Source organism: Streptomyces sp. NBC_00887 (assembly GCF_045207585.1).
This window is the reverse complement of record NZ_CP108788.1, coordinates 2,537,029-2,562,875: the sequence shown is the minus strand read 5'-3', so window position 1 is coordinate 2,562,875 and position 25,847 is coordinate 2,537,029. Positions and strand designations below refer to the sequence as shown.

The 25,847-nt window shown below is 70.2% G+C and carries 25 protein-coding genes and 1 pseudogene; 16 read left to right on the top strand and 10 right to left on the bottom strand.

What is annotated here, in order from left to right:
• Positions 1-3: 3 nt before the first annotated feature.
• Positions 4-1,185 (bottom strand): alcohol dehydrogenase catalytic domain-containing protein, encoded by a 1,182-nt coding sequence (locus OG844_RS11725; protein ID WP_406389827.1) that lies wholly within the window; start codon positions 1,183-1,185, stop codon positions 4-6.
• Between the two features lie 186 nt (positions 1,186-1,371).
• Here OG844_RS11725 and OG844_RS11720 point away from each other — a divergent pair, with 186 nt between their 5' ends.
• The 3 genes from OG844_RS11720 (at position 1,372) to OG844_RS11710 (ending at position 4,161) form a co-directional block, all read left to right on the top strand.
• A complete protein-coding gene (locus OG844_RS11720; RefSeq protein ID WP_406389826.1) occupies positions 1,372-1,527 on the top strand; it encodes a DUF6131 family protein in 156 nt (51 codons plus the stop codon).
• Between the two features lie 114 nt (positions 1,528-1,641).
• Positions 1,642-2,310 carry a lytic polysaccharide monooxygenase gene (locus tag OG844_RS11715; RefSeq protein ID WP_406389825.1) on the top strand — a complete coding sequence of 223 codons (669 nt, stop codon included), beginning with the start codon at positions 1,642-1,644 and terminating at the stop codon, positions 2,308-2,310.
• Positions 2,311-2,514: 204 nt separating this feature from the next.
• Positions 2,515-4,161 carry an MFS transporter gene (locus OG844_RS11710; RefSeq protein ID WP_406389824.1) on the top strand — a complete coding sequence of 549 codons (1,647 nt, stop codon included), beginning with the start codon at positions 2,515-2,517 and terminating at the stop codon, positions 4,159-4,161.
• A gap of 44 nt (positions 4,162-4,205) precedes the next feature.
• Here the strand turns inward: OG844_RS11710 and OG844_RS11705 are convergent, their stop codons facing one another.
• From OG844_RS11705 to OG844_RS11690, 4 genes are all read right to left on the bottom strand, one after another.
• Positions 4,206-4,787, bottom strand: coding sequence for an N-acetylmuramoyl-L-alanine amidase (locus OG844_RS11705; RefSeq protein ID WP_406389823.1), 582 nt, complete (start codon positions 4,785-4,787; stop codon positions 4,206-4,208).
• Positions 4,788-4,995: 208 nt separating this feature from the next.
• Entirely contained in the window at positions 4,996-6,354 is a 1,359-nt protein-coding gene (locus OG844_RS11700; RefSeq protein ID WP_406389822.1) for an esterase-like activity of phytase family protein, read from the bottom strand.
• A gap of 112 nt (positions 6,355-6,466) precedes the next feature.
• Entirely contained in the window at positions 6,467-7,762 is a 1,296-nt protein-coding gene (locus OG844_RS11695) for an SWF or SNF family helicase (RefSeq protein WP_406389821.1), read from the bottom strand.
• Positions 7,759-10,662: a DEAD/DEAH box helicase gene (locus OG844_RS11690; protein ID WP_406389820.1), complete on the bottom strand. Its 2,904-nt coding sequence runs from the start codon at positions 10,660-10,662 to the stop codon at positions 7,759-7,761. The genes OG844_RS11695 and OG844_RS11690 overlap by 4 nt, the downstream gene beginning before the upstream one ends.
• 258 nt (positions 10,663-10,920) lie before the next feature.
• Between OG844_RS11690 and OG844_RS11685 the strand changes: the two genes are divergently transcribed.
• The 3 genes from OG844_RS11685 to OG844_RS11675 all read left to right on the top strand — a co-directional run bounded on the left by OG844_RS11685 (position 10,921) and on the right by OG844_RS11675 (position 12,789).
• On the top strand, positions 10,921-11,982 hold the full coding sequence (locus tag OG844_RS11685; RefSeq protein ID WP_406389819.1) for a fatty acid desaturase family protein: 1,062 nt from the start codon (positions 10,921-10,923) through the stop codon (positions 11,980-11,982).
• Positions 11,983-12,067: 85 nt separating this feature from the next.
• On the top strand, positions 12,068-12,250 hold the full coding sequence (locus OG844_RS11680) for a hypothetical protein (RefSeq protein ID WP_329204354.1): 183 nt from the start codon (positions 12,068-12,070) through the stop codon (positions 12,248-12,250).
• On the top strand, positions 12,247-12,789 hold the full coding sequence (locus tag OG844_RS11675; protein ID WP_406396085.1) for an MOSC domain-containing protein: 543 nt from the start codon (positions 12,247-12,249) through the stop codon (positions 12,787-12,789). The genes OG844_RS11680 and OG844_RS11675 overlap by 4 nt, the downstream gene beginning before the upstream one ends.
• 110 nt (positions 12,790-12,899) lie before the next feature.
• Here the strand turns inward: OG844_RS11675 and OG844_RS11670 are convergent, their stop codons facing one another.
• Positions 12,900-13,811, bottom strand: a complete 912-nt coding sequence (locus OG844_RS11670; protein ID WP_406389818.1) for a hypothetical protein — start codon at positions 13,809-13,811, stop codon at positions 12,900-12,902.
• A gap of 208 nt (positions 13,812-14,019) precedes the next feature.
• Here OG844_RS11670 and OG844_RS11665 point away from each other — a divergent pair, with 208 nt between their 5' ends.
• Positions 14,020-14,922 (top strand): oxygenase MpaB family protein, encoded by a 903-nt coding sequence (locus OG844_RS11665; RefSeq protein ID WP_406389817.1) that lies wholly within the window; start codon positions 14,020-14,022, stop codon positions 14,920-14,922.
• Here OG844_RS11665 and OG844_RS11660 read toward each other — a convergent pair.
• Positions 14,902-15,432, bottom strand: a complete 531-nt coding sequence (locus OG844_RS11660; RefSeq protein ID WP_406389816.1) for a PadR family transcriptional regulator — start codon at positions 15,430-15,432, stop codon at positions 14,902-14,904. The genes OG844_RS11665 and OG844_RS11660 overlap by 21 nt on opposite strands.
• Positions 15,433-15,536: 104 nt before the next feature.
• Here OG844_RS11660 and OG844_RS11655 point away from each other — a divergent pair, with 104 nt between their 5' ends.
• On the top strand, positions 15,537-16,304 hold the full coding sequence (locus OG844_RS11655; protein ID WP_406396083.1) for an alpha/beta fold hydrolase: 768 nt from the start codon (positions 15,537-15,539) through the stop codon (positions 16,302-16,304).
• 11 nt (positions 16,305-16,315) lie between these two features.
• On the opposite strand, the gene OG844_RS11650 is transcribed toward OG844_RS11655, so the two are convergent.
• Positions 16,316-16,915: a class I SAM-dependent methyltransferase gene (locus OG844_RS11650; RefSeq protein WP_406389815.1), complete on the bottom strand. Its 600-nt coding sequence runs from the start codon at positions 16,913-16,915 to the stop codon at positions 16,316-16,318.
• Positions 16,916-17,076: 161 nt separating this feature from the next.
• Here OG844_RS11650 and OG844_RS11645 point away from each other — a divergent pair, with 161 nt between their 5' ends.
• The 5 genes from OG844_RS11645 (at position 17,077) to OG844_RS11625 (ending at position 22,329) form a co-directional block, all read left to right on the top strand.
• Positions 17,077-17,847, top strand: coding sequence for an MHYT domain-containing protein (locus OG844_RS11645; protein ID WP_406389814.1), 771 nt, complete (start codon positions 17,077-17,079; stop codon positions 17,845-17,847).
• Positions 17,848-17,947: 100 nt separating this feature from the next.
• Positions 17,948-20,590, top strand: a complete 2,643-nt coding sequence (locus OG844_RS11640) for a nitrate- and nitrite sensing domain-containing protein (RefSeq protein WP_406389813.1) — start codon at positions 17,948-17,950, stop codon at positions 20,588-20,590.
• Positions 20,587-21,021, top strand: a complete 435-nt coding sequence (locus OG844_RS11635; RefSeq protein WP_329204346.1) for a roadblock/LC7 domain-containing protein — start codon at positions 20,587-20,589, stop codon at positions 21,019-21,021. Before OG844_RS11640 ends, OG844_RS11635 begins: the two co-directional genes overlap by 4 nt.
• A gap of 22 nt (positions 21,022-21,043) precedes the next feature.
• Positions 21,044-21,445 (top strand): DUF742 domain-containing protein, encoded by a 402-nt coding sequence (locus OG844_RS11630; RefSeq protein ID WP_329204345.1) that lies wholly within the window; start codon positions 21,044-21,046, stop codon positions 21,443-21,445.
• 251 nt (positions 21,446-21,696) lie between these two features.
• Positions 21,697-22,329, top strand: a complete 633-nt coding sequence (locus OG844_RS11625) for a GTP-binding protein (protein ID WP_406389812.1) — start codon at positions 21,697-21,699, stop codon at positions 22,327-22,329.
• A 35-nt stretch (positions 22,330-22,364) separates the two neighbouring features.
• Here the strand turns inward: OG844_RS11625 and OG844_RS11620 are convergent, their stop codons facing one another.
• On the bottom strand, positions 22,365-22,793 hold the full coding sequence (locus tag OG844_RS11620) for a PPOX class F420-dependent oxidoreductase (RefSeq protein WP_406396081.1): 429 nt from the start codon (positions 22,791-22,793) through the stop codon (positions 22,365-22,367).
• 136 nt (positions 22,794-22,929) lie between these two features.
• Between OG844_RS11620 and OG844_RS11615 the strand changes: the two genes are divergently transcribed.
• The 3 genes from OG844_RS11615 (at position 22,930) to OG844_RS11605 (ending at position 24,967) form a co-directional block, all read left to right on the top strand.
• Positions 22,930-23,340: a roadblock/LC7 domain-containing protein gene (locus OG844_RS11615; RefSeq protein ID WP_384614268.1), complete on the top strand. Its 411-nt coding sequence runs from the start codon at positions 22,930-22,932 to the stop codon at positions 23,338-23,340.
• Positions 23,341-23,448: 108 nt separating this feature from the next.
• Positions 23,449-24,438: a DUF6397 family protein gene (locus OG844_RS11610; protein WP_406389811.1), complete on the top strand. Its 990-nt coding sequence runs from the start codon at positions 23,449-23,451 to the stop codon at positions 24,436-24,438.
• 40 nt (positions 24,439-24,478) lie between these two features.
• Positions 24,479-24,967: a GNAT family N-acetyltransferase gene (locus tag OG844_RS11605; protein ID WP_406389810.1), complete on the top strand. Its 489-nt coding sequence runs from the start codon at positions 24,479-24,481 to the stop codon at positions 24,965-24,967.
• A 16-nt stretch (positions 24,968-24,983) separates the two neighbouring features.
• On the opposite strand, the pseudogene OG844_RS11600 reads toward OG844_RS11605, so the two are convergent.
• Positions 24,984-25,665, bottom strand: a pseudogene (locus OG844_RS11600) (histidine phosphatase family protein).
• Positions 25,666-25,847 lie beyond the last annotated feature (182 nt).

Below are 25,847 nucleotides of genomic sequence, written 5' to 3'. Positions count from 1 at the left end.
GGCTCAGACGGTCAGGAGGGTCTTGACCATCCCGTCCTTCTTCTCCTGGAAGGTGCGGTATGCCTGCGGTCCCTCCGCCAGGGGCAGCCGGTGTGTGGCGAAACCGTCGACGCCCAAGGGGTCGGAATCCTCGAGCAGCGGGAGGATGTCGTCCACCCAGTGCCTGACGTTGGCCTGGCCCATGCGTAGTTGGACCTGCTTGTCGAACAGGGTCAGCATCGGCACGGGATCGATCGCACCTCCGTAGACACCGACGACGGAGACGGTCCCGCCGCGGCGCACGGCGTCGGCGGCCGTGTTGAAGGCGGCCATGCTGTCGAGGCCGGCATGCTCCATGACCTTGGCGCCCAGTGCGTCGGGCAAGCGGGCCGTGATCTGTTGGGCCCCCCTGGCGAAGGGGGCTCCGTGCGCTTCCATGCCGACGGCCTCGATGACGGCGTCCGTGCCGCGTCCGTGGGTGAGGCGGCGAATCTCGTCCGCCACGTTGTCGTGCTCCCTGAGGTCCAGGGCGGTGACGCCACGTGCGCGCGACCTGGCCAGCCTCTCCGGTACCAGGTCCACACCGATGACCAGCTCAACGCCCTGGTGGAGGGCGATTCGCGTAGCCATGTCACCGATCGGGCCGAGGCCGAGAACCGTCAGGCTTCCGCCCGGCGGAACATCGGCGTAGGCGACCGCCTGCCACGCGGTGGGCAGCACGTCCGACAGGTAGACGAAGCGGTCGTCCGGCGGGCCGTGGGGCACTTTGACGGGGAGGGTGTTGCCGAAGGGGACGCGTAGGAGTTCCGCCTGGCCGCCGGGTACCTGCCCGTACAGCTTGGAGAACCCGAAGAGTGATGCCCCGGAGCCGCGCTCCCGTACCTGCGTGGTCTCGCACTGCGAGTGCAGGCCCTGTTCACACATCCAGCACGTCCCGCACGAGACGTTGAAGGGGACCACGACTCGGTCGCCGACCGAAACCGCGGTGACTTCCGGGCCGACCTCCTCGACGATTCCCATCGGTTCGTGGCCGAGGATGTCGCCGGCGTCGAGATAGGGGCCGAGGACCTCGTACAAATGCAGATCGGACCCGCATATCCCCGTGGATGTGATGCGCACGATGATGTCCGTAGGATCCACGATCTTCGGATCGGGCATCGTCTCGATGCGCACGTCGCGCTTTCCTTGCCAGGTGAGTGCCTTCATCGTGCCCTTCTCCCCGGTGCGCGGGCATACGGCGCACCACGTAGGAACAGCCCCTCTCCTGTATACGCCGCTTGTGAATGCCTGGCGCATCGGAGTGAATGTACATGGTGGGCATTGCGGTCACAGCGGGCATATGCTCAAAAGTGCTCCCCTTTCGGGGTGAGGGCCGCACCATCGGAGGAAACAATGATCATTATCGGAGCAATTCTCCTCATCGTCGGCCTGCTGGCCGGGTTGGGTTTCCTGTGGACCATCGGCATCATCCTGCTGGTCATCGGGCTCATCCTTTGGCTCCTGGGGTCCGTGGGTCATGCGGTCGGCGGCCGCAAGCACTACTGGTGAACTCACGGCAGTGTCCGGACGTGTTTGGACCGCGCGCGGCCGGGCACAGCCCAAGTGGCGCGGGAGCGCTCCCACGCCGGTGTGTCCCCCCACTCCCGAAGATGGAGATCGAGCATGAGTTGTCATGATCACTTCAAGTTAGGCTCCTGGGTGCTTCGCCTGGGCGGCGTGTTCGTCGCCGCGCTGCTCTGCCTGCTCCCCTGGACCGGGACGGCGAACGCCCACGGCTCCGTGATCGACCCGGCCTCCCGCAACTACGGTTGCTGGCTGCGCTGGGGCAGCGACTTCCAGAACCCCGCCATGGCGCAGCAAGACCCCATGTGCTGGCAGGCGTGGCAGGCGGATCCGAACGCGATGTGGAACTGGAACGGGTTGTACCGCAACGGCTCCGCCGGCAACTTCCCGGCAGCGGTGCCCGACGGCCAGCTGTGCAGCGGCGGCCGGACCGAGAGCGGCCGCTACAACTCGCTGGACACGGTGGGTGCCTGGAAGACCACGGACATCGGCAGCGACTTCAGCGTGAAGCTGTACGACCAGGCCAGTCACGGCGCCGACTACTTCAAGGTCTACGTCACCGAACAGGGTTTCGACCCCGCCGCCCAGCCGCTGACGTGGGGCGACCTTCAGCTGGTGGCGGAGACCGGCAGCTACGGCCCCAGCCAGAACTACGAGATCCCGGTGAGCACCTCCGGCCTCAGCGGCCGGCACGTGGTCTACACGATCTGGCAGGCCTCGCACATGGACCAGACGTACTTCCTGTGCAGTGACGTGAACTTCGTCTGACGCACGACTGTCCCGCCGGATCCCCCTGTCCGGCGGGACATCGCGCGGATCCCGCCATGCCCGGCGGGGTCCGCGCCGCCTGTCCGACGGCAGCCGAGAGGCGCCGGTGGGTTCGATTGGCGAGGAACGCCCGTTCGGCCTACGGTCGATGGGTGAACGTTTCTGTTCACCCATCGCCCGAACAGCCTGAATCGCAGCACTGCTATGACGGAATCACCGGCGAAGACCTCGACACTTGCCGAATCCCCGCAGCGGGGCCGCGGCAAGGGGATGGCACTGTTCGTCATCGCCTCGTGCCAGCTGATGGTGGTTCTCGACATCACCATCGTCAACATCGCACTTCCGCACATCCAGACCTCGCTGGGCTTCTCGACCGAGAGCCTGTCCTGGGTCATCAACGCCTACACGCTGACCTTCGGCGGGCTGCTCCTGCTCGGCGGCCGGCTGGGCGACATTCTCGGACGCCGGAGAGTCTTCATCTTCGGCGTCCTCCTCTTCGTGTTCGCCTCGCTGCTCGGTGGACTCTCCCAGGATTCCTGGCAGTTGCTCGCAGCCCGTGCGCTGCAGGGCGTCGGCGGAGCGATCGCCTCCCCGACCGCGCTCTCCCTCATCACCACGACGTTCCGCGAAGGACCCGAGCGGAACAGGGCGTTCGGTGTGTTCGCCGCAGTCTCCGCGGGCGGCAGCGCGATCGGGCTGCTGGCGGGCGGAATCCTGGTGGAGTGGCTCGACTGGCGATGGGTCTTCTTCGTCAATGTGCCCATCGGGCTGCTGATCGCCTTTGCGACGCCCCGCTACATCAGGGAGTCGGAACGTCATCCCGGTCACTTCGACGTCCTCGGTGCGCTCACTTCCACCATCGGAATGGTGCTCCTCGTCTACGGCTTCATCCGTGCCTCGGAGGACGGTTGGAGCGACAGCCTGACCATTGGTTCGTTCCTCGCGGCCCTGGTGTTCCTGGGCCTGTTCCTCGTCGTCGAGAGCCGGTCGAAGCAGCCCATCACCCCCTTGAAGATGTTCCGCGACCGCAACCGCGCCGGCACCTACGGAATGATGCTGAGCCTGGCGGCGGCGATGTTCGGCATGTTCTTCTTCCTGACGCTCTTCGTGCAGAACATCCTGGACTTCAGTCCGCTGCAGGCGGGGCTCGCCTTCCTCCCCGTGAGCGTGGTCATCGCCATCAGTGCGGGGATCGCCTCGCAGCTGCTGCCCAAGTGGGGGCCGAAGCCCTTCATGGTGGTGGGTGCGATCCTGGCGGCCCTGGGACTCGGCTGGCTGACGTTCACCGACATCCACAGCAGCTATCTGGGGAGCATCCTGGGCCCGATGCTGGTCTTCGGCTTCGGCATGGGGATGCAGTTCGTGTCATTGACGCTGATGGCCGTCTCCGGAGTCGCCCCGCGGGAGGCGGGAGCCGCGTCCGGGGTCCTCAACGCAACTCAGCAGGTGGGCGGTTCGCTGGGGCTGTCCATCCTGGTCACGGTCTTCGGCACGGCCAGCCGCAACGAGGCCACCGACCAGGTGCCGAGCTTCCTGGCCGAATCGACCCCGGCCCAGCAGCTGGAGTTCCGCAGGACGGGCGAACTCCCGGCCCCCTGGGGCAACGAGGTGCTGGCTTCAGGTGTCTCCAGCGCGTTCGTCGTCGCCGCCGTCATGGCCGTCGTCGCCGCACTGATCGCCCTGTTCGTCATTCAGGTACGCGCCTCCGACCTGGAACGCCTGCGCGGCGGAGCGATGGTGCCGGGTGGCGAGGAGGCGGCTTCCGGGGAGGACCGGCCGGACAGTGCGACAGGTGCTCCCGCCCCGGTACGGAATCGGGGCGCGGACGTGGACCGGGACCCGGGCGGCTGAGGCACGGCTGAGCAGGTGTGACCCCGCCGGCGTGCCCGGTGGGGTCACAGCAGGTTGACGAGCCGTATGTAGCGGACCCAGTCCCAGTCGGCCCCGGGGTCGGTGTGGTCGCTGCCCGGGACCTCGTGGTGACCGATGATGTGTGCACGGTCCTTGGTCAGTCCGTAGCGGTCGCAGATGTTCGCTGTGAGCCTGGCCGAATGCTCGTACATGGAATGCGTGAAGTACGCAGGCTGATCCACCCAGCCCTCGTGCTCGATGCCGATGCTGCGGGTGTTGTGGTCCCAGTTCCCCGCGTGCCAGGCGATGTTGCTCTCGCGTACGCACTGGGCCACGTAACCGTCCCCCGAGCGCACCACGTAGTGCGCCGAAACCTGTTTCGCCGGATTCTGGAAGATGCCGACGGTGTCGGAGAAGGTCTCCTGGGCGACGTGGATGACGACGAAGTCGACGGGATACGCCGAAGGGCGGCTCGACGCCGTGTAGTTGGAAGGGGAGGCCGGGGCCCAGTGAGCCGACGGGGCGTCCGTGTCGCCGGTGGGTACGGCGGCTGCTCGGACCGATGCCGGCAGGAGGGCCGCGGCGGCTGTGACGGCTGCACTCTGGAGAATCCTTCTGCGGCGCATCGACACTCCTGTTCGGGAGACGTCCGTAGTCCGTGACGGGCCGTCCGATGTACGGCAGGGTAACCGGCCGTCTCACCGCAGGGCTGCGACACGGGCGAAGGAAGAGGGCTTCCCGCGAAGGAACGGCACGTGCTCGTGCGCACAAAGGCACCGGGCGCAGGCGTCGCGGGACCGACGGCTGTGCCCGGTGACGGTGTCTCGTGCGGGATCAACCCGTCAGCGGCCGAGTCAGCTTGAGCAGGGTCACCGAGGTCTCGATGCCGCTGTCCACCAATCGGCCGTTCGCGTCGAAGGCCTCCGCGCCGTCCGTCATCCCGAAGTCGTTGTCGTTGATGAGTGCAAGGGTGTCGCGGCCCGTGACCGCCACCCCCTCGATCTTGCCGGGCACGCCCTCGACCGTGCCGAGGTCGACGACCAGGCTCTTGCGCAGCACCCGCACCCCGGATGCGGAGGGGTCGTCGAGCTCCTCGTACGCGGGCGAGGTGGCCGGATCGTCCCACACCGAGCCCAGGATGCCGGAACCGGCGGGCAGTTTCACCCTGTGCAGCCGGGCCGACTTGTCGGTGCGCTCCTCCACCAGCAGGCTCTCGCGGCCGATCGCGACGACCGAGGAGATCTTCAGCTCGGACGTGTCGTCCTCGCCCGGGTCGACGACCTCGACCGGGTCGAAACGGTAGGCGTACTCCGCCGTGACCTTCTGCTTCTCGGTCGAGAAGCGCAGGAACCGCACGTTGTGGGAAGCCTCGCCCGCGTCCTCGTCCGGAAGGGAGAGAGGGCTCTGCACCGCGAGCACCAGGTCCCCGCCGGGCAGCAGTGCCAAGCCCTCGAAACCGCGATTGATCTTGCGGTGCAGCAACACGCCGGGCAGCGCCTCGACGACGCGGTAGTCCGCGCCCTCGAGCCGCAGGCCCTGCGGTACGTAACGAGTCAGGACACGGCCGCGCGAGGAGACGTGGACCAGCGAAGGACCGTACTCGTCGACCAGCCAGAACGAACCGTCCGCCGCACGGACGATGCCCTCGGTGTCCAGCCCGTTCGGGTTGTACGCGAGCGGGGTCCGCGCGTCGAACGTGTACGGGGCCTCGTCGCGGCTCGCCTGGTTCGGCAGACCCGTCACAGCCTTGCCGGAACGCGTCGTCAGCGGCAGGGAGTCCAGCACCTCGATCCGCTCGCCCTCGGCGCGGATCCTGACGATCGCGGGGTCGAAACCCGGCACGGGGAAGGTGCGCCGCTTCTGGCCGTCGACCTTGATCTGACCGTTCGGACCCCGGTCCGTCACCGTCCAGAACTCGCCCCTGCGGCCCGTCGGGAAGAGGTCGCTGCCGATCCCGCCCAGCATCACGTCCCGGTCGTCGGCGACCGTACCCGGCAGCAGGCCGTTGCTGAACCCGGCCAGCGGCACATCGCCGAGCACGACACTGCCGGTGACCCGCGCCGTGCGCTCGGGGCGGCCACCGGATCCGGGGCCGCCCTGCGAACCGGCCGCGGTCGCCGCGACACAGACCGTGGAGAGCAGGGCGAGCGGCAGCCCGACAGCAAGGGAACGACGGACAACGCGCGCGGACATGGGGCCTCCTGGTGGACTGACGCTCGGTCGGTCGTCAGGCTCTGCCCCCACGCTCAACGCCTGGTGACATCGAGTTGAACGTGGGGACAGCAGTGAGGAACGGGACGGCCGCTCAGGCGTCGGACAGTGCTCCGGCCAGCGCGCCCGCCGGATCGTCGTCCGCCGGCCCGGCCGGAAGCCACCTGCCCCCCTCCTTGCGGTACGGCCACCAGCGCCCGTCCCGCCCGTAGCGCAACTGCGCACCGGAGCCCGTCGCGGTCCAGCGGTTGTTCGCGGCGCTCAACCGCGGGCCCTCGCCCTCCTCCCACGCGGTGGCCAGCTGCGCGCGGGCCCGCGCCAGCTCCTCCGGGCCGGGCAGCCACTCCTCGTCGAACACTGCCAGCGCGGCCGTCCCGCCGTACCGCCAGGCCCGCACAGCGGCATCCAGGTCCGCCCGCTGCCGTCCAGAAGCCGAGGCGAGGCGTGCGGCAACCTGCCCGTCCGGCCGGGTCACGGCAGCCAGCCGCACCGCGTCCTGTTCCGGCGTCAGCCCGCCTGCCACGGGCTGCCGGTCGTGGCCCTCGGCGAGGGCGTCCGCCAGCATCGCGAACGCCCGTGCCGCGCTGTCCGCCGCCAGTACCTCCAGACAGGCCGGATCGACGCCCGCCACGGGGTCCGTCTCCGAGTCCAGCGACAGGGGCAGACCCGGTTCCGCCGGGAGCGGCGGGGGAGGGGGCAGGGGCGGCAGGATGTCCCGCGCTGCGAACGCCTCGTCGGCCCGGACGCCGCGCGGGAGACCTGGACCCGCCAGGGGGTCCGGCTCCGGATCCGCACCGTCCGCCTCACGGACCGCACGCGCGGCGCTGCGCACCTGGAGCTCGTCGAGCAGCCGCCGTTCGTCACGTCCCCGCAGCAGCAGCAGTACGAACGGGTCCTGGTCCAGGAGCCGCGCCACCTGGTAGCACAGGGCTCCCGTGTGCGGACAGTGGTCCCACGCCTCGCAACTGCACTCGGGCTCCAGGTCGCCGATCCCCGGCAGCAGCTCGACCCCGGCTGCCGCCGCGTCCTCCACCAGGTGAGGGGGCATCTCACGGTCCAGCAGTGCGGCGATGTGCCCGGACCGCTCGGACGCCATGTCGAGGAACCGGTCCCACTCCGCCTCGCTCAGCTGCTGGAGGAGCACATCACTTCGGTACGCGGTCGCGTCGCGGTCCTGTACGACCGCGGTGATCCGGCCCGGCCGGACGGAGACCGTGCCGACCCTGCCTTCGCGGGCCAGTCTGCGGCCCTTCTTGAGCTGTTGCCCGTCGAGCGCCGTGTCCTCCAGAGCCTTCAGCCACGCCCGTCCCCACCAGGACGACGCGAATCCCCTGCCGTGTGCGGGCGGGAGGGCCGCGAACGTACGCTCCGGTCCGTAACTGTCGTTCATCGTGCGCCCCCTCGCAGCTCGACCAGGTCGGCCAGTTCGGCATCGGTCAGTTCCGTCAGCGCCGCCTCGCCCCCGCCGAGGACGGCGTCCGCCAGCTTCTGCTTGCGGACGAGCATGTCGGCGATCCGGTCCTCGATGGTTCCCTCGGCGATCAGCCGGTGCACCTGCACCGGCTGGGTCTGGCCGATCCGGTACGCGCGGTCGGTGGCCTGCGCCTCCACGGCCGGATTCCACCAGCGGTCGAAGTGCACCACGTGGCCGGCCCGGGTGAGGTTGAGCCCGGTACCCGCCGCCTTGAGCGACAGCAGGAACACCGGGGCGCCGCCCTCCTGGAACCGGTTCACCATGGCCTCCCGCGCGGCGACGGGCGTGCCACCGTGCAGGAACTGGGTGGGGACCCCGCGGTCGGCCAGATGCCGTTCGAGCAGCCGCGCCATCTGCACGTACTGGGTGAACACCAGCACGCTCGCCCCCTCGGACAGAATCGTGTCGAGCAGTTCGTCCAGCAGCTCCACCTTGCCCGAACGGTCCGCGATCCGGGGCCGCTCCTCCTTGAGGTACTGCGCCGGGTGGTTGCAGATCTGCTTGAGCGCCGTCAGCAGCTTCACGACGAGTCCGCGGCGCTCGAAGCCGTCGGCGCCGGAGATCTCGGCGAGGGTCTCCCGCACCACCGCCTCGTACAGACCGGTCTGTTCCGCGGTCAGTGACACCGCACGGTCCGTCTCCGTCTTCGGCGGCAGCTCCGGGGCGATGCCCGGGTCGGACTTGCGGCGCCGCAGGAGGAACGGACGTACCAGCGCCGCCAGCCTCTCGCCTGCGGCAGGGTCGTTGCCGCCCTCGACCACACCCGCGTACCGGGTACGGAACGTACCGAGCCTGCCCAGCAGCCCGGGGGTCGTCCAGTCGAGGATCGCCCACAACTCGGAGAGGTTGTTCTCGACAGGGGTACCGGTGAGCGCGACGCGTGCTCCGGCACCGATGGTCCGCAACTGCTTGGCCGTGGCCGAGTGCGGGTTCTTCACGTGCTGGGCCTCGTCGGCGACGACCATGCCCCACGACGCCTGTGCGAGCCGGGCCGCGTCGAGGCGCATCGTGCCGTACGTGGTGAGGACGAACTCGCCGTCCGCCAGGTCCTCCAGGGAACGCGCCGCGCCGTGGAAGCGGCGTACCGGCGTGCCCGGGGCGAACTTCTCGATCTCCCGCTGCCAGTTGCCCATCAGGGAGGTCGGGCACACCACGAGGGTCGGCCCGGCGGTGCGCTGGATGCCCTGCCGGTGAAGATGCAGGGCGATCAGGGTGATGGTCTTGCCGAGCCCCATGTCGTCGGCGAGACAACCGCCGAGGCCGAGCGACGTCATGGTGTGCAGCCAGTTCAGGCCGCGCAGCTGGTAGTCACGCAGGTTCGCGGCGAGTGCCTTCGGCTGACCGACCGTCTGCAGGGCCCGCGACTCCGGGTCGGCGAGCCGCTCACGCAGTTCCTCGAGCCAGCCCGTCGCCGACACCTGCACACGTCGTCCGCCGATGTCGGCGGTTCCCGTCAGCACGGCGCCCAGGGCGTCGATGGGCGTGACCTTGCGGTCCTGAGCCTCCCGGGCGCGCCGTGCCTCCTCCGGGTCGATGAGGACCCATTGGTCGCGCAGCCTGACCAGGGGTCTGCCGGCCTCGGCGAGCCGGTCGAGCTCCTCGCGGCTCAGCTTCCGGTCCCCGAGTGCGAACCGCCAGTCGAACGAGAGCAGCGCGTCGGCGGACATGAGCGAGGGCGTGTCCGATTCCGTCCTCGCGGGGCGGTCGGCCCCGCCCTCGCCGTCGTCCCGGCCGGACGTGCCCGAGGGGCCGATCAGCGCGCGGGCGGTGAACTTCCTGGCGAGCTCCTTGGGCCAGTGCACCTGAACTCCTGTCGCGGCGAGGGCACGGGCGGCGGGGCCGAGCAGCTCCGCGATCTCCTCGTCGGCCGGCTCGACCACGTCCGGCACGGCGGCCGACAGCAGCGGTGTCAGCGGAGGCCAGGCGCGGGCGGCACGGCGCAGTGCCAACAGGGCGTCCATGCGGGCGCGCGGGCCGAACAACGAGGCGCCGGGGGAGCGGGCAGCCCAGACGTCGGCCGCGTCGGCGACCAGGGCGGGATCCTGGACGCTGTGGATCTGCAGGACGGCGCGGAACGACGGCCGTGCGTCCGCGCCGTCTGCCGGGTCGGTCGCCCGGGAGAGCCCCAGCACCTCGATACGCAGCGAGAGCCGGACGCCCGCGTCGTTCCCGGCGGCGACATCGGCCGCCCACGGCCGCAGGCCCGGCAGGTGCTGGGCGGTCCGGGCCGCGAACGCGGGCCCTCCCGTGACGAGTTCGGCGGCCGGGGTGCGAGGCATTCCGTCGGCGACGGCATCGAGGAACGAGCGCAGCAGCGGCTCGGGGTCGGCGAGCATGAGCGGATCCGCTGCCGCGTCGAGCGGTACCGCGTGAGCGGCGGGCGGCATGGAAGCCGCCAGGACCCTGATCCGTTCCAGGTCCTCGGCGGTCAGCGGGCCCGCACGCCAGGCGTCGTTGTCGCCGGGGCTCAGACCCGGCAGGAGCATCCCGCGGGCGACGAGTTGAAGGGCGAGCATCGCGGCGGCGCCCCAGAACGCCGTCGCGGCGGAGGCCTGCGCGCTCGCGCGTGCCCGTGTGAGAACCGGAAGGGCGTCACGTACCGGCACGGCCAACGCCTGCACGGTGCACGGGCGGGCGTCGCTTCCGACGACGGTCAGCTCCGCCGAACTCCCTGGTCCACCGGGAGGGGTGCTACCGTCCGGGTTCCAGAACGCGATCAGGCCGGTACGGGCCGGATCCGCGGGGAGGAAGACTGCGGAGCAGCGGGACAGTTCAACGATCTCGTCATGTGTTGTTGCCGCAGGGAGCCTGTGCACAGCGATGTCAGATTCCTCAAATTTGACTAGTGAGCCCGGGGTCGCCGAGGGTACTCCATCCACGGCCCGTTCCGGGAGAAATGCACAGTGAACCACCTCACTCATTTCTGCCTTCTGAAGCTTGGGGTGCAGCCGGCACCACCACGGGGGTAGGGGGTTGGCCCCCGTACAACCGGGGTGGTGACGTCATGGCAGCCGCAGGCCCGCCATCCGTACGTTTGACGAGGTCAGCGTAGATGCCCAGAAACCGGAGACGTCATGCCCCAGGCGGTAGCCACCGTTGCGCAGCACACCCGTGACGGATCGGAGGGCCCGGGAGCTTCCCAGGCCTCCGGCAGTGATTTCGCACCGCTGCTGAAGGTCGTGAAGAGCCAGGGACTCCTGGAGCGCCGCACCGGCTGGTACGCGGCGGGCATCGCCGCCAACCTGGTTGCCCTCGGAGGTGTCATCACCGGCATGGTGTTCCTCGGGGACAGCTGGTGGACCCTGTTCCTCGCCCTTCCGCTGGCCATCCTGTGGACACGTACCGCCTTCTTCGGGCACGACGCCGGCCACGCGCAGATATCCGGGAACCGCAAGGCGAGCCGCACTGTCGGGCTGATCCACGCCAACCTGCTCCTCGGCATGAACGAGGCCTGGTGGAACGACAAGCACGTACGCCACCACGCCAATCCCAACCACATCGACAAGGACCCCGATGTCGGGGTCGGTGCCCTGGTGTGGACGCAGAAGCAGGCGGCGCAGCGCGAGGGCTTCGCCCGCTGGCTCACCCGCAACCAGGCGCGGCTCTTCTTCCCGATGCTGCTCCTCGAGGGCATCGCCCTCAAGATCTACGGCTTCCAGTTCCTGCGCCGCCAGCCCGTCCGCGAGCGTGCGCTCGCCGGTCTGCTGCTGGCCGGCCACCTCGCGCTGTACGCCACGCTGCTGCTCACCACGATGTCGCCGGGCAAGGCCGTCGTCTTCGCCCTCGTGCACCACGCGCTCTTCGGCCTCCACCTGGGCATGGCCTTCGCGCCGAACCACAAGGGCATGGAGATGCCCGACCCGGACGGTGACCGCTGGGGCCACCTGCAGCGCCAGGTCCTCACCTCACGCAACGTCCGCGGCGCCGTCCTCACCGACTGGTTCCTCGGCGGCCTCAACTACCAGATCGAGCACCACCTCTTCCCGAGCATGCCCCGCCCCCACCTGCGCCTGGCGCAGCCGCTGGTCAGGGCCCACTGCCGCGAGATCGGGATGCCGTACGCGGAGACCGGCCTCACCGAGTCCTACCGGCAGGCCCTGGAGCACATGCACGAGGTCGGCGAGCCGCTGCGCTAGACCGGGGGCGGCCTGCTGGAACCGATGGGCGGTCGCAGGCGTTCTCACACCAGGAGCGGCTCCGGCCGCGAAGGAGGCACGGATCATGTCGAACGGTGCAAAGATCGCCATCGGGGGAGTCGTCGCGGCAGTCATCCTGATTCCGTTCATCGGATTCTGGTGGTCACTGCTGGTCCTCATCGGGGTGCCCACGGTGGGCTACCTGATGCTCGATCCGGCCCAGAGGCGCAGGCTCCGCAGGATCAGCCGCAAGGAGATAGGGCGCTGAACAGCACAGTCGTGGCCGTCAGCAGCAACGGCGTGTACTCGTTCACCAAACCGAACCGGGACAGCGTCACGCTGCTGACCGGGCTCGGCGTGGAGGGCGATGTCCACGCCGGTGTCACGGTCAAACACCGGTCGCGAGTCGCGCAGGACCCGACGCAGCCCAACCTGCGTCAGGTCCATCTGATCCATCAGGAGCTGTTCGCCGAGCTGCGGGAGGCGGGATTCGACGTTGCACCCGGTGACCTGGGCGAGAACGTCACCACCGGCGGCATCGACCTTCTCGCTCTTCCGGTGGGCACGCTGCTCCACCTCGGCGACGAGGCCGTCGTCGAGGTGACGGGCCTGCGCAATCCCTGCCTCCAGATCGACCACTTCCAGGACGGACTGCTCAAGCAGGTCGTCGGGAGGGACGAGGACGGCGGCATCGTCCGGAAGGCCGGGATCATGGGCACCGTCAGGGTCGGCGGAGTCGTGCGGCCCGGTGACCCGGTCAGGACCGAGCTGCCCGCCGAGCCGCACCGTCCGCTGGAGCGGGTCTAGGACCTCTCGTCCGGCCCGCTCGGGTGCGGGTGGGCCGGTCCCCCGGTCCCGCAGGCCGCCTGCTCCCACAGGCCGGCCCGTGGCTGCCGGACACTCGTACCGCCCCTGGCTCAGGCCGGCCGGACCGCCAGCTCGTCCAGCGACTTCAGCAGTCCCGGCAGTTCGGGGCCGCGGCCGACCGGGAGGACCTCCCCCGGCTCCTCGTCCAGCAGGACGAAAGCGATGTCGTCGGTTCGGGCGACCAGGGACCAGCCGGGGCCGTCGACACGCAGCATGCGGGCCCCGCCGGGGGCGAACGCGGAGCGTATCCGGCCGGGCGGGGGTGGGGTCGTGACGTACGCGAGGGCCTCCTCGAGCGCCCGGCGAACGCCGGGGTGCTGCCGGGAGCCGTTGTTGCCTTCAGCTGCGTCGCCGGCGTCGTCCTGTCCACCCTCCGACGGCTGCTCCGCCGCAGACTGCCCGTCCGCCGACGCCTTCCCGTCCTCCGGCGCCTTCTCGTCGGGCCTGCTGAACGTGGTGTCGTCGTCGATCTGCTCGCGCCACGCGGCCCACTGCAGGGCGATCTCGTCCGCGCCGAGACGACGCTGGGCCGCTCCCCACGTCTCGGTGTCCGGCGGTGTCAGGGGTGCCGGGTCGGTTCCCTCGGCCTCCGGGTCCGGCAGCGGGTCGTGCGGCTCGGGAACGCCGGGCGCCGCGACCGCCAGGGCCAGCGGCCAGCCCGGCAGCGCGCACACCACCGAGCGGTCGTCCGGGGAGAGGTCGTACTCCATGCCGCAGTCCCAGGAGGCGATGGCGACGGCCACCAGGGAGACATCGTCGACGACGACCGTCCAGCGGGCGCCGCCGCCGTCCTGGCCGAGCACCAGACCGTAGCCCTCGGCGTACGGTTCGAGGCCGAGTGCGCCACACGCGGCCACGTAGTCGTCGCCGAGCACGCTCGGGAACTGCGCGGGGGTCAGCAGTACCGCGGTCAGCACAAACAGTGCGTCGTCGTCGGCGACCGCCTCGTCGGTCCCGGCCACAGCACCCTCCTCTTTCCTCACAGCTTCGTCCGTCGGCGCACCTTAACTACTCGGTAACCCTGCCGTCGAGGCCCTGACAAGGGATCTTGCCCGCTGGAGGGGTGGTCTCAGCAGCAGCTCCGGCACGTCGGAGCACCCCTCGCACCGTGGTGCCCGTCCGCCCGGCCCGCGTAGGCTTGTGCCTTCGGCCGACGAGGGGACAGCCAGGGTGAAGCGGTTCGAACGGCTCAAGGAGATCCAGCGACTCGACCCGGAGCGGGACTTCCTCGAGATCTACCGGCTCACCGTGACGTACGAATTCCCGTGGGACATCACCCGCGCACTCGAACTCGCCCTGTACCGCACCTACGCCGTCCCCACCATCGGCCGACTCCTCGCGGAGACAGGGGAACTGACGGAACGTTCACAGAAGCGGTACGACGACACCGCGCTTCTCCTCGACGCCGTCGTGGAGCACGGCTTCGACAGCGAGGCAGGACGCACGGCGGTCCGGCGGATCAACCGGATGCACCGCAGCTACGACATCAGCGACGACGACATGCGTTATGTCCTGTGCACCTTCGTGGTGACCCCGAAACGATGGCTCGACACCTACGGCTGGCGCAGGCTGTCCGACCACGAGCTGCGCGCCTTCGCCGCCTACTACCGCACCCTCGGCACGCACCTGGGCATCAAGGACGTACCGCAGACGTACGAGGACTTCGAGCGCACCCTGGACACCTACGAGGAGGAGTACTTCGCCTGGGACGAGGGCGCACGCTCGGTCTCCGACGCGACGCTGGCCCTCATGGGCTCCTGGTACCCGGGCCCGCTGGCACCCGTCGTGCGCAAGGCGGCGCTCGCCCTGCTCGACGATTCGCTGCTGCGGACCTTCCGCTACGAACGCCCCGGCCCCGTCGCCCGGGGACTGACCCGCGGAGCACTGCGCGTGAGGGCCCGCGCCGTACGGCTCCTGCCGCCCCGCTCCACCGCGCACTACGCCCGTCAGAACCCCGAGATCATGGGCTACCCGAACGGGTACGAGGTCGCCGGGCTCGGGACGTTCCCCACTCCGGGCGTCCGCGGGTGCCCGGTCCCGCACGGGCGGCCCTCAGACACGCCTGTCGAGTGAGTCGAGGGTGGCACGGAGCCATCTCAGCTCGGTCTCACTGGTCGCCCGGGCGATCGTGAGGATGCCCCGGCGGAACGGATCGTCAAGTTCCTCGGCGCGCAGAGGCCGGTCCCCGGAGTAGAAGAAGCTCGCGGGCTCCTCCAGGAAGGCCAACCGCCGCCGGAGCACGTCGGCCTGGGCCGACGGATCCTGCAGATGGCGCAGGAACGCCAGGAGCGTGAACCAGCGGTTCTCGTCGGTGATGTCGCCCCTGGCGGGTTCCGCCAGACGGTGTCGCAGCTCCGTTCTGCCCGCCTCGGTCAGTGTCAGGACGTGACGGGGTGCGGCGGTGCTGCCCGGCTGCGTCTCCCGGGCAAGCAGCCCGGCCTTCTCCAGCCGCTTGATGGCCGGATACAGAGTGCTTTCCGCAACCGGCCTCACATGTCCGGTCAGGGCCGTGATGCGTTTGCGCAGTTCGTAGCCGTGCAGGGGGCTGGCGTACAAAAATCCGAGGATGGAGAGCTCCAGCATGTCCGCATTCTGCCTCATGCACGCGGTACATCGTTGCGGTGATACATCGGTGACGAGGTATGCTCTCGGTGAAGTGGGACGTCGACGAATGGGGAAGCGGGCCTGTGCACGAGGCGAAGTTCGACCAGCGGGGCAGTGTCGTCCGGTGGACCGAGTCGGGCGGGGCGCCCGACGGTGCGGCCTCGGTGTACGTGCACGGGCTCGGAGCGATGTCCTCCGTCTATCACGCGCACATCGCGGCCGACCCGGCGCTGTCCGGGCGCCGTTCACTCCTCGTCGACCTTCCCGGGCACGGCATCAGCGACCGGCCCCAGGACTTCGGCTACACCCTGGAGGACCACGCGGACGCGCTGGCCGCCGCACTCGACGGAGCGGGAGTGCGCGGCGCGGACCTCGTCGGCCACAGCATGGGCGGCGCGGTGGCGATCGTCCTTGCGCACCGGCGTCCGGAGCTGGTCCGGCGGCTGGTCCTCACCGAGGCCAACCTCGATCCGTACCCGCCGGTCACGGCGGGGAGCAGTGGCATCGCCGGACTGTCGGAGGAGGAGTTCGTGCACGGCGGCGGATTCGCCCGCGTGCTGGCGCGGGTGGGCCCGGCCTGGGCGGCGACCATGCGGCTCGCCGACCCGGTCGCCCTGCACCGCACGGCGACCGGCCTGGTGCGCGGCACCGACCCGACCATGCGCCGGATGCTGATGGAGTCGCCTGCCGAGCGTGTGTTCCTGCAGGGCGCGCTGAGCGGTGAACTCCCCGGCAGAGAGGAGCTGATGGCCTCCGGCGTAAGGGTGGAGACCGTCCCGAAGGCGGGACACGTCCTCATGTTCGACCGCCCGGACGCGCTGGTGCGGGCTGTGGCCGAGCGCTCGGTGTGACGCGCGGACGCTCAGTGCGCGCGTACGGCGAGTACCAGGAAGCGGTCGTCCTCGTCCGTGTACGAGTCCAGCCTCCACCCCGCGCGTGCCAACAGGGGACCGAGACGCGGCTCCGCCCGTAGATCGTCGTCCGAGATGCTGCGGCCGTGGCGTGCGGCCAGCGCGGCCCGGCCGATCGGATGGAACAGGGCCAGCCGGCCACCGGGGCGCACGACGCGTGCCAGCTCGCGCAGTCCTCCTTCCGGGTGGGCGAGATGGGAGATCAGGCCGGCCGCGAACACCGCGTCGAGCGTTGCGCCGCGCACGGGCAGCCGTGCCGCATCGGCCGCGAGCAGGGCGCCACTGGCGGCCCGCCCCGCCCGTACCGCCGCATCCAGCATGGCGGGTGTGAGGTCGGCGCCCAGCACCGTGCCGCCAGGTCCCACCGCGTTCCGCAGGTGCGGCAGCGCGCGCCCCGTACCGCAGCCCGCGTCGAGAACGGCGTCGCCGGAGCGTAGCCCGATGGCGCCGACGGCGGCGGCGTACGCGGGGCCGTCATCGGGGAACCGGCTGTCCCAGTCCGCCGCTCGGACCGTGAAGAAGTCCTGGACATGTGCGTGTTCGTCGGCCATACAGACATGATCGCGCAGTCCGTATCCGAGCGAAACGGCACGGAGCGGTGTGCACGTTCGAACCTGGCCTGATCGTTCGGGAACATCTCTCTGTCATATTTCAGCAGCTTTCGAAATGCGCCCCTGGCATGCGCCCCTGAGCGGGCTAGCGTCCCCGGTTCATGGGACACCTGGACCACGCCACCTTCGGCTGGCTGACACCCGCGCTGTCGTACGCGATGGCATCGATCGGCGCCGCACTCGGGCTCCGCTGCACCGTGCGCGCGCTCGCCACCAGCGGCCGTTCGCGCCGCAACTGGCTCTTCACCGCCGCGTCCGCCATCGGAACGGGCATCTGGACGATGCACTTCGTCGCCATGCTCGGCTTCGGCGTCACCGGCACCGACATCCGCTACGACGTTCCGCTCACCCTGCTCAGCCTGCTGGTCGCCATGGTGGTGGTCGGGGCCGGGGTCTTCGTGGTCGGCTACAGCCGTGACCGCTCGCGTGCGCTCCTCATCGGCGGCCTCACGACCGGGCTCGGGGTCGCCAGCATGCACTACCTCGGCATGGCAGCCCTGAGACTGCACGGCACCGTCGCGTACGACCCGCTGCTCGTGGCGCTCTCGGTGACCATCGCCGTCGTCGCCGCGACAGCCGCCCTCTGGGCGGCCCTGAACATCAGGACGCCGGGGGCCGTCGCCCTCGCGTCACTCGTCATGGGCGCGGCAGTCAGCAGCATGCACTACACCGGAATGCTGGCCGTCGGAGTCAGGGTCGCGCCGTCGGGATCGGAGCTCTCCGGAGCGACCGTGATGCAGTTCATCTTCCCGCTCGCCGTCGGCCTGGGCTCCTACCTCTTCCTCACCTCGGCGTTCGTCGCACTCTCACCGGCGGCCCGCGAGCGCGTGGAGGACGCCGCCGAACGGGCCCCGGCGGCCATGGCGCCCTGACGCCAGGGCGGCGGCAACGCCGCCCGGCGAACGGACGGCGCGGAATCCCGCCGTACACAGCACTCGGGGCACTCAGCTCCACACCTGGAACGAGGAGGCCATGCGCCCACCCCGCACGACGACCCCGGACCCCGGTGCGCACGCCGAACGGCCCGCGCCACCGCCACGCGGACGACGCGCGCACGCAGGCCGGCCGGCCGACGAGCGCACCGGCCACGAGGTGCGTTCGCCGTCGCCGGACCATCCCCCGGCGCGTCGCGGATCCCTGCGCCCCAGGACCGTGCGGGCCAAGGTCATTTCCCTCCTGATGGTCCCGGTCGTCTCGCTGCTCGCCCTGTGGGGCTTCGCCACCGTCACCACGGCGCAGGACGTGGCCCGACTGCGCGAACTGCAACGCGTGGACAGCACCGTACGAGCCCCGGTCCAGACGGCCGTCGCCGCTCTGCAGACCGAACGCGAGGCGGCACTGCGCCAGTCGGTGGACCCGGGTGCCGGGCACGCCGCCGACCTGAAGCGGCAGGCGAAGCACACCGATGCCACGCTCGGAGCACTGCGCCTGGGCGACCGGCACACGGTCGCCGACGCGGGCAACCTCCCCGCGGGAGTCGCGGGCCGGCTCACCACCTTCCTCGAGCACACCCAGCAACTCCCCACCCTGCGCCGCGGCCTCCTGGCCCCTCCCGCCGGCGGTTCCCGGGGCCGGGACGCCGGCCGACGCGCCGACGCGGACGCCGCATTCACGCAGTACTCCGAGGTCATCACCGCAGCGTTCGGTGTCTCCGGCGCACTGACCGGAATTCAGGACGCCGAGCTGGGGTCCGAGGCCCGCATCCTGCTCGAACTGGCACGGAGCGGCGAGATGCTGGCGCGGGAGGACGCGCTGCTGGCCTCCGCCGGACTCACCGGAACACTCGACGGTGAGCAGCTGCGCAACTTCACCGGCGCGGTGGCGACCCGCCGGAGCCTCGCAGGTACGGCCGGGGCCGATCTGCCGTCCACCGGCCGAAGTGCCTGGCGCGCCCTCACCGAAGGCGACGCCTATCGCAGGATCACGGCAGCCGAGGACAAGGTGCTCCGGGCGGAGCCGGGCCGCCGTGCCGCGCAGTCGGTGTCCGCCGCGGCATGGGAACGCGACGCGACAGCCGTGCGAGAGGAGCTGAGCTCCATCGAAACCGGCGCGGTCGACCGCGCCGCCGACCGCGCCGACCCCCTCGCCCGCGCGCTGTTCAGCCCCGCCGGAGCGGCAGTCCTCTTCGGGTTCTTCGCCGCCGCCGCCTCACTCATGATCTCCGTGCGCATCGGCCGTGCACTCGTCGTCGAGCTCGTCAGCCTCCGCAACAGCGCGCTGGAGATCGCCCGGCGCAAACTGCCCCGCGCCATGGAGCGACTGCGCGCCGGCGAGGAGCTGGACATCCGGGCGGAGGCGCCGCCGGGCAGGCCGTCCCACGACGAGATCGGCCAGGTGGGCGAAGCGCTCGACACCGTTCACCGCGCCGCGCTCAGCGCCGCCGTCGAACGTGCCGAACTCGCCAGCGGGATCTCCGGAGTCTTCGTCAACCTCGCCCGACGCAGCCAGGTTCTCGTGCACCGCCAGCTCACCCTTCTCGACGGCATGGAGCGCCGCGCCGACGATCCCAACGAGCTGGGCGACCTGTTCCGGCTCGATCACCTCACGACCCGGATGAGGAGGCACGCGGAGAGCCTGATCATTCTCTCCGGGGCGGCACCAGGGCGCGCCTGGCGGATGCCCGTACCCCTGACCAATGTCGTGCGTGCCGCCGTCTCCGAGATCGAGGACTACTCACGGGTGGAGGTGCGGGCGCTGCCGGACGCGGGCGTCAAGGGGGCCGCAGTGGCCGACCTCACCCACCTCCTGGCCGAACTCGTCGAGAACGCGGCACAGTTCTCCCCGCCCCACACCAAGGTGCGCATCAGCGGCGAACCGGTGGGCAACGGGTACGCCCTGGAGATCGAGGACCGTGGGCTCGGTATGGGCAAGGAATTGCTCGGCGAGGCCAACCGGCGCATCGAGCAGTCGGAGGCGCTCGACCTCTTCGACAGCGACAGGCTCGGCCTCTTCGTGGTGAGCAGGCTCTCCGCCCGTCACCAGATCAAGGTCCAGCTGCGCACCTCGCCGTACGGGGGCACGACCGCGGTGGTGCTGCTGCCGACCGCACTGCTCCAGGGCAGACTGCCGGCAGGGCAGTCGGCCGCTCCCGCGGGCGCCGACTCCGGGAGCGCTGCAACGGTGGCCCGGGACGACGAGGGCAGCAGGGCACAAGGGCAAGGGCCACGCCCGGAGGCGGCCCCACGCCCCACCGCGTTCCCGGCCCCGGTGGCCGTGCCCGCGATCGAGCCGCGTACCCCCGTCGATGCCCGCACCGGGCCGAAGACCGCACCCGCGCCGGTCACCACGTTGCACCGGCGCGCACGCCCCTCGGGTTCCACGGGTCTCTCGGGAGTCCCGGGGCCCTCCAGTTCCTCGGACGAGGAGGGCGAGCTGCCGCGCCGCGTTCGGCAGGCCAGCCTCGTACCCCAGCTGCGTGAGAAGCCGCGCCCGGAGCGCGGAGACCCGCGCGACCGAGGGGCCACGCCGCCGGTCGAACGCACGCCCGAACAGGCCCGTGACCGCATGACCGCCTACCGCAACGGATGGGTCCGCGGCGGCGGGACCGCACCGGGCGGCAGCACATCCGGACCCGCTTCCGGTATCCGGCCGTACACCGAAGGAGACCAGGCATGATCGCGAACGAGAGGGCGGCGGCTTCCCGCGGTTCCGGCGAACTCGACTGGCTGCTGGACGATCTCGTCGCACGGGTCGGCGAGGTCCGGCACGCGGTCGTGCTGTCCAACGACGGACTGGCCGTCGGTGCGTCCAGCGCCCTCAGCAGAGAGGACGCCGAGCACCTCGCGGCCGTGGCGTCGGGCTTCCACAGCCTCGCGAAGGGGGCGGGCCGGCACTTCCGGGCCGGGGGAGTGCGCCAGACGATGGTCGAGATGGACGAGGGCTTCCTGTTCGTCGCCGCAGCCGGCGACGGTTCCTGTCTCGCCGTGCTGAGCACGGCCTTCGCGGACATCGGCCTCGTGGCCTACGAGATGGCGCGCCTGGTGAAGCGGGTGGGCGAGCACCTCGCCACGCCGGTGAGGCTCGCCGAACCACCGGCGACCGGCTGAAGGGGCGGACGTGCGCACGGGGATGAGCGACGACGGCACAGCGCAGGGCAGTCAGTGGTACGACGCCGAGGCAGGCCCGCTGGTCCGCCCCTACGCCGTGACGGGAGGCCGTACTGATCCGGGGCCCAGCGGAGTGCGCTTCGACCTGATCGCGCTCGTGGCGGTCGACGAGGCCGCACCGGACGGTTCCGACGAGGGACTGCTCGGCCCGGAACACCGGGCCCTGCTGACGCTGTGCCGCAGCGAGACCCAGTCGGTCGCGGAACTCTCCGCCGACGCCGACCTGCCCGTCGGCGTGGTGAGAGTGCTCCTCGGCGATCTGCTCGAAGCCGGCTTCGTGCGGGTCAGCCGTCCGGTGCCCCCGGCGCAGTTGCCCGACGAGCGGATCCTGCGTGAGGTGATCGACGGCCTGCGCGCGCTGTGACGGGCCCCCTCCGGGATGCCCGTGCACGCTGCCCTATCGCGGCTGCCACGTCGCAAACCTGGGATGCCCGGATACCTGAAATGCCCCGAATACCTCGATCACCGAGTCGAATTCCGACCGGAGCGACCGGATGTGAACACCGAACGGGTCTGTCCGGTCACATCGGTCAAAAACCGTTCACTTCCTTCGGCGACAGCCGCTCCTTGCCATGCTGTCGCCTCTACTGATGGCACTCGCGAGAGAAGTGATGGATGTCCTCCGAGCATGTGGACAGCACGGGTGGGGAAGAGACCGAGGACACCACGGCCCTCGCTCTGAAGATATTGGTCGCCGGCGGCTTCGGGGTCGGCAAGACGACCCTGGTCGGAGCCGTCAGTGAGATCAGGCCCCTGCGCACCGAGGAACTCCTCAGTGAGGCAGGACATTCCGTGGACGACACCGGCGGCGTGGACCAGAAGACCACCACGACCGTGGCCATGGACTTCGGCCGCATCACCATCAGGTCCGGGCTGTCGCTCTATCTGTTCGGCACCCCGGGGCAGGACCGCTTCTGGTTCCTGTGGGACGAGCTCTCCACGGGGGCGCTGGGAGCAGTCGTCCTGGCCGACACCCGACGGCTCGAGGACTGCTTCCCGGCCGTCGACTACTTCGAACACCGCCGCATTCCGTTCGTCGTTGCCGTCAACTGCTTCTCGGGTGCACGTACGTACGGCGAGGAGGACGTCTCCCGCGCACTCGACCTCGACCGGGGCACACCCGTCGTGCTGTGCGACGCACGCGACCGTGCCTCCGGAAAGGAGGTCCTGATCCGCATGGTCGAGTACGCCGGGCGGATGCACACCGCCCGGCTGCTCGACTCGGTGGGGCAGGCAGGCACTCACTGAGCCGGACGGAGACCGTGCCGGCCCGTCGGCACGGTCTAGGAGGCCATGTCGGCCATGGCCACCACCTTGTCGATGTGCACGCGTACGACGAGTTCGCCGGCCACACCGTTGCGTGCCCCGAACTCCTCGGCCGCCTCCGCACCCATGTACCGGCCTGCGATACGCGTCGCCCAATGGCGTAGTTCGTCGAGGTCCTCGCTCAGGTCCGCGCGCCCTTGGAGCACGGCGAACGCGAACGGGGGCCGGTCGTCGTCCACGCAGATCGACACCCGCCCGTCCCGCGCGAGATTGCGGCCCTTGACGCTCTCCTTCCCGGTGTTGAAGACGAGATCGTCGCCGTCGAGCAGGAACCAGACGGGCGCGATGTGCGGGCTGCCGTCCGCGCGTACGGTCGAAATCTTGGCTGTGCGGGTCCCCTCCGAGAGGAACGCCCGCCATTCGTCCTGGGTCATGTGGTGTGCCAGGAACCCATCTTCGGACGAGATCCCGAGCATGGCGCGAAGCGACGCCCCGGAGGCGGGGAGGCGCTTGCCCGCGAGGGACCCGTGCGCGAGGCTTGCCCATCGACGCGGGGAACGGACGAACGGGGAGGATGAGCACATGCCGATGGACCAGGGACTCGACTGGCTCCTTGACGATCTCACCAGCCGGGTGGAGCACATACAGCACGCGCTGGTGCTGTCGAACGACGGGCTGGTCACCGGAGCCAGTACGGAACTGGCACGCGAGGACGCCGAGCACCTGGCGGCCGTCTCGTCCGGACTGCACAGCCTGGCCAGGGGATCGGGGCGTCACTTCCGGGCCGGAAGAGCGCGCCAGACCATGGTGGAGTTCGACGAGGCACTGCTCTTTGTGACGGCGGCGGGCGACGGCAGCTGTCTGTGCGTGCTGAGTTCCGCGGAAGCCGACGTCGGCCAGGTCGCCTACGAGATGACCTTGCTGGTCAATCGCGTGGGCGAGCACCTCGGGGTTACAGCGCGACAAGGTGCGGAGCGAGCCGACCGCCTCTGAGCTGCGCTTTTCGCTGAGTAGTCGTAGTTATCCACAGGGGCAGCGGGATCTGCCTCCCCTGGCTACCGTGGTCACGGAGAGTATTCGACCACACGGGGGAGGCCAGTCATGGCTGTCAAGGAAGCGGCACGCACGGCCCGCGCGGGAGCGAAGCGAACGGATGCGGGAGCGGGTGAGGGCGCCGGAGCGGGCGGGGTTGCGGGTAGCACGCTGGCCGCAGGGCGCGCCGCGCAGGAGCTGGAGTTGAAGCGCGGCGAGTTCGATCTTGCCGTTCATCTCGGGCTGATCAGCGCGGACGCGCCGCCGGGCGGCGGGAGGCCGCGGGTCCGGAGGGAAGAAGTCGAGAGGCTGCAAGCCATGGCCGGCTTCCCCGAATCCCTCCGGGACAGGGTGCGCACGGCGGGGACGGCGGAGGGCGCCGCACTGCTCGGCATCAGCGGTGTCCGCTTCAGCGGGCTCGCCCGGATCGGGTGCATTTCACCGGTGGCGTTCTACCTGAACCGGTACCGTGCGGTGGTCTGGCTCTATCTCGTGGACGAACTCGCAGGTTTCGGCGCCAAGGAGCCCGAGTTGCTTGCCGGAAAGAGTCCGGTGGGGATGCGGACCATGCTGGAGGCCGGTGTCGACTGGCGTGCCCGCAATTGGCGTTCGCGCAGGATCGACAGGCTGCTGAGCCGGACGGAGGATCCGTGGGCGCGTGCCGCGGTGCAGGCGTCCGCGCTGGACGCGGTCCAGCTCGCGGAAGTGGTGGACGACCCGTACGAACGCGCCTACCTTGCGCGTGTCAGGCCGGAACCTGCCTTCGGACGGCCCGGATCCGTGTCCGGGAGGGAGACCATGGGGCAGCTGATGCTGGCCGACGATCCGGACGAAATCCTTTGGCGGCGGGTGAACCTGGCCATGGAGCTGGACCGGGCGCGCGAGCGCCGTTCTGCTCCCCGGCCAGGTGGCGAACCCGGGAGCGCGTCGGTACCTGTGCCGCCGCGGGCGAGAGAGGCGGTCGACCGGCTGCCGGGTCGCGCCGCTGCGGCGACCGTCACCGGGCCGGGTCTCCTTGCCCGGATCGGACTGGGCAGGCGACGCAGCCGAGATCATTAAGTGCTTGCGACCGGCCCGTGCGCACAGGCATCTTTGCCCCATGCTGATCAGAGAAGCCACCACGGAGGACTGGCCCGCCATCTGGCCGTTCTTCCACGAAATCGTCTCCGCAGGCGAGACGTTCACCTTTCCCCTGGACCTGGAGGAGAACGAGGCCAGGGGCTGGTGGCTCCTGTCCGCACCGAGCCGTACGGTCGTCGCGGTCGACGACGCCGGGACCGTCCTGGGCACGGCCAAGATGAACCGGAACCACATGGGCAACGGATCGCACATCGCCAGCGCCAGCTACATGGTCGACTCCCGGCACTCCGGCCGAGGGGTGGGCCGGGCCCTGTGCGAGTACACCGTGGAGTGGGCGCGGGAAGCGGGCTTCCGCGCCATGCAGTTCAACGCCGTGGTGGAGACCAACACCCACGCTGTACGGCTGTACCGCTCGCTCGGATTCGAGGTGCTGGGGACGCTTCCGGAAGGATTCAACCATCCGGTCGAGGGCTACGTCGGACTGCACATCATGCACAAGGCCCTCTGAAGCGCCCGCCGACCGCTCAGTCGCCGACACCGGAGATCGTGCGACCCGCGGGTCCGGCGTCTCCTCACCGCTTCCGGTCCCCGGAGCGACTACGGTGCCGGCCCGGGACAGTGCCTTCCAGCCATCTTCGGGCGTGCCCTCGACCACCACGACTCCCGTGTTGTCGAGGGCATAAGCGGCTGCGGATTCCACCGAGACGTTGTGGGCACGGGCCGCCGTCCACATCCTGATCGCCGTGCCGTGACTGATCAGAGCAGCCGTGCCCGCGGGGGCGGGTCCGGCAGCCGAGGCGGCCTCCGCAGCTACCGCGTCGAAACGGGCCAGCGCCTCGGCGCCGCTCTCGCCCCCGCCATACGCCTCGCAGTGTCGCCGGCGGACCAGGCGAATGCCGTTGTCAGCTACTCGGCCACCGCCGCCCGGTCGGCGCGCATCTCCAGCTCCCCGGAGGTCAGTTCGCGGATGCCGTCGCGGATGCGGACCTCACCACCCCGTTCGGCGGCCAGGGGCGCCACCGTCGGTTCCGTGCGCGTCAGCGTCGAGGCGGAGAGGGCGCGAATGTTCTCACCGAATAGGGCGGCCGGCAGTTCGGCCGCCTGACGCAGGCCCAGATCGGTGAGCCCGGGCCCGGGGCGCGCGGTGTCCAGGAAGTGGCCGAGGTTGGACGGAGTCTGACCGTGACGGATCAACAGCAATCGCATAGAACGGGTGGGCTCCGAGGCGGGTCGCATCGTGCGACAACAGATATATGTACTGGTCACCCTCTCATCGAGCCATCCCAGGCCGCACCCGCACCCGCCCCGGCGTGTCCGCCATGTCATAAGTCGCGGTGATGTGACAGCAGTTGGTGTGTCCGATGCTTCGTGGGGTGGGTGCACACCCG